At 42.8% G+C, this 3,414-nt stretch carries 5 protein-coding genes; all 5 read left to right on the top strand.

Going from position 1 to position 3,414, the window contains the following annotated elements; all coding sequences use genetic code 11:
• On the top strand, positions 1-912 hold a 912-nt coding region (locus K5677_RS14390; RefSeq protein ID WP_296729352.1), incomplete at its 5' end, for a glucose-6-phosphate isomerase.
• A gap of 68 nt (positions 913-980) precedes the next feature.
• Positions 981-1,388 carry a hypothetical protein gene (locus K5677_RS14385; protein ID WP_296729351.1) on the top strand — a complete coding sequence of 136 codons (408 nt, stop codon included), beginning with the start codon at positions 981-983 and terminating at the stop codon, positions 1,386-1,388.
• A gap of 95 nt (positions 1,389-1,483) precedes the next feature.
• The gene (locus tag K5677_RS14380; protein WP_296729349.1) at positions 1,484-1,933 is read left to right on the top strand and encodes a DUF177 domain-containing protein; all 450 of its coding nucleotides are present in this window, start codon (positions 1,484-1,486) and stop codon (positions 1,931-1,933) included.
• Positions 1,934-1,967: 34 nt separating this feature from the next.
• Positions 1,968-2,153, top strand: coding sequence for a 50S ribosomal protein L32 (gene rpmF, locus K5677_RS14375; protein WP_296729348.1), 186 nt, complete (start codon positions 1,968-1,970; stop codon positions 2,151-2,153).
• A 75-nt stretch (positions 2,154-2,228) separates the two neighbouring features.
• A partial coding sequence (locus K5677_RS14370) for a DUF512 domain-containing protein (protein ID WP_296729346.1) occupies positions 2,229-3,414 on the top strand: 1,186 nt, incomplete at its 3' end.

Raw genomic sequence — 3,414 nt, 5'->3', positions numbered from 1 at the left:
GGCACTACTACAGAGCCTGCACTTGCTTTCAGGATCTTCAAGAAAATGGTTGAGGATAAGTACGGCAAGGAAGAAGCAAAGAACCGTATTTTTGCAACTACTGACAAGGCAAGAGGAACTCTCAAGAATCTTTCCGACGCTGAGGGCTACGAAACATTTGTTATCCCTGATGATGTAGGCGGACGTTTCTCTGTTCTTACAGCTGTGGGACTTCTTCCTATTGCGGTCGCAGGCTGCGATATAGATGCTCTTATGAAGGGCGCTGCAAAGGCACAGGCTGATTTCTGTGCAGACTTTGACAATAATGACTGCTATAAGTATGCTGCTCTCAGAAACATACTTTACAGAAAGGGCAAGTCTGTTGAGATGCTCGTTTCATACGATCCGAGCTTTGTAATGATGTCTGAGTGGTACAAGCAGCTCTTCGGCGAGAGTGAAGGCAAGGACAATAAGGGAATATTTCCGTCAGCTGCTGTTTTCTCTACAGATCTTCATTCAATGGGTCAGTACATCCAGGACGGTGCAAGAATACTCTTCGAGACAGTCGTTGACATCAAGAAGCCAAAGACAGACCTCTTCCTGGAGCCTGATGCTGAGAACCTTGACGGACTTAACTTCCTGACAAATCAGAATATGTCCGTTGTTAACAGAAAGGCTTTCGAGGGAACAGTTCTTGCTCATACAGAGGGCGGAGTTCCGAATATCATTCTTGAGCTTGATGATACCACTGAGGAAAGTGTCGGCTATATGATCTACTTCTTTGAGAAAGCCTGTGCTATTTCAGGCTATGTTCTTGGAGTAAATCCGTTCAATCAGCCCGGTGTTGAGAGCTATAAGTCAAATATGTTCGCACTTCTCGGTAAGCCGGGATATGAGGGCGCTAAAGCTGCTCTTGAAGCTAAACTCGGCTGATAGTCCGTTTAGTTTTTAAACAAAATATAATACGTCACAAATGCCGAAAGGCACGGAAGGAGTAAATTATGATTAAGCTTATTACAGGAAAAAAAGGTACAGGAAAAACCAAGATACTCATCGATAAGATCAACGAGGCAGTAAAATCAACCAATGGTGATCTTGTATGTATCGAAAAAGGTGACAATATCAGACGTTCTATCAGCTTCAGAGTAAGATGGTGCGATACAGAGCGCTTTTCCATCGAGGGCGTTGATGCTTTCTACGGCTTTGTAGCAGGTATGCTCGCAGGAAACTATGATATCAAGGACGTTTTCGTTGACGGTATCCTTAAGATAGTCGGCCGTGACTACGAAGTTCTCGGCACGCTTTTCGAGAAGCTTGACAAGCTTACAGGCGAGGAAGCTACAATAGTATTTACGGTTTCAGCTGACGATTCCGAGCTTCCAGAAAGCGTTAAGCAGTTTATCAAGTAATTTTTCGACAGAAAAATAAAATTTTACATTGAGCTATTGACAGATTATAGCGTTTGGTGTATAATATATTTTATAGTGCTCTGAAGGATTATGATATGAAGATCAATTTAAAACAGATATTCAGTATTGTCGGTGAGAAAAAAGATTTTTCTTATGAGATCCCTGCCGAGGAGTTCAGTGATGTAAAAGGCTATTCCTTTGATTCGGCTGTTGAGCTCAGCGGTAAGCTCCATAACAGGGCAGGTGTTGTCTATCTTGATTACTCTGTCGTGTTCAGGCTTCTTCTTAACTGTGACAGATGCCTGAAGGAGTTCACAAGGGAGTATGACCTTTCGTTCGACCATATTGTTGTTCCTTATGTCAGCAATGATGATAACGATGATTATATAGTTGCAGACGGTGAGAGCATTGATCTGAATGAAATTGCACTGAATGATATACTTCTCAGCCTTCCGACAAAGATACTCTGCAGGGATGACTGTAGGGGACTGTGTGCGGTATGCGGCTGCGATCTTAATGAAAAACAGTGCGATCATCTAAATTAATCTGAGCTGTGAAGCTCTGTAAGGAGGTGCCAGAATGGCTGTACCGAAGAGAAAAACTTCCAAGGCAAGACGTGATAAGAGACGTTCAGCAGTATGGAAGCTTGAAGCACCCGCAATGTCAAAGTGTGACAATTGCGGCGCATATAAGGCTCCGCATAAGGTTTGCAACAACTGCGGATTCTATAAGGGCGTTGAGGTCCTTAAGATCGACGCTGAATAATTGGCTTGATCCGATAAAAGAGAAGGAGAGGAGGAATGAACCTTCTCTCCTTTTTAAGTTTTTTGGAGAAGATATATGGTTAAGATCAACGGCATTATGCATGGCTCTCCTGCTGAAAGAGCGGGAGTAAAAAACGGCGATACTCTCGTTAAAATAAATGGTCATGGCATAAAGGATGTCCTTGACTATATGTATTATGCTGCCGATACGGATATTGCTCTCGAGCTTGAACGCAATGGCGCTCCTTTGGTTATTGAGATAAAAAAGGATGAGTACGATGATCTCGGGCTTGAATTCGAGACTTTTCTTATGGATCAGAAGCAGTCATGCAGCAATAAATGCGTTTTCTGCTTTATTGATCAGATGCCGCCCGGTATGAGAGAAACGCTGTATTTCAAAGATGATGATGCAAGATTATCTTTTTTACAGGGGAATTATGTAACTCTTACCAATATGAAACAGGAAGATATCGACCGTATTATCGAAATGAAGCTCAATATCAATGTTTCTGTGCATACGACAAATCCCGAGCTCAGAGTCAAAATGATGCATAATCGTTTTGCGGGAGAAAAGCTTAAATTTATCAGACAGCTTGCCGAAAACGGCATAAAGCTCAATTGTCAGATAGTTTGCTGTCCGGGGCTCAATGACGGAGACGAGCTTAGAAGGTCTCTAAGTGACCTTGGCGAGCTTATGCCAAATATCACAAGTATGGCGGTTGTGCCTGTTGGAGTCACCAAATTCCGTCAGGGACTTTACCCCCTTGAAAGCTTTGATAAAAAAGGTGCAGGGGAGACTATTGATATAATTGAAGAATTTCAGCAGAAATTCCTCAAAAAATTCGGGACAAGAACTGTTTTTCCATCGGACGAGTTCTATCTCATAGCGGAAAGAGAGCTTCCGCCAATGGAAGCCTATGAGGATTTTTCACAGTATGAAAACGGAGTAGGAATGCTTCGTTCGCTTATTGACGAATTTGAAAAAGCACTTGATATGGCTGAATGGGAAGGCGAAGAGCGCCATGTATCCATTGCTACAGGTTATTCTGCTCACGGAACTATAAATATGCTGGCAAAAATGGCTGAGGACAGGTTCCCTTTGCTGAAGTGTGATGTATACAGGATAAGAAACGATTTTTTCGGAGAAACTATCACTGTTACGGGGCTGATAACGGCTCAGGACCTTATAGCGCAACTTAAAGGCAATGATCTCGGAGATAATCTGCTGCTATCACAGGCTATGATAAGGCGCGATTCTGACG

This window comes from Ruminococcus sp. (genome assembly GCF_024684275.1).
This window is presented reverse-complemented; position numbering and strand designations above follow the sequence as displayed.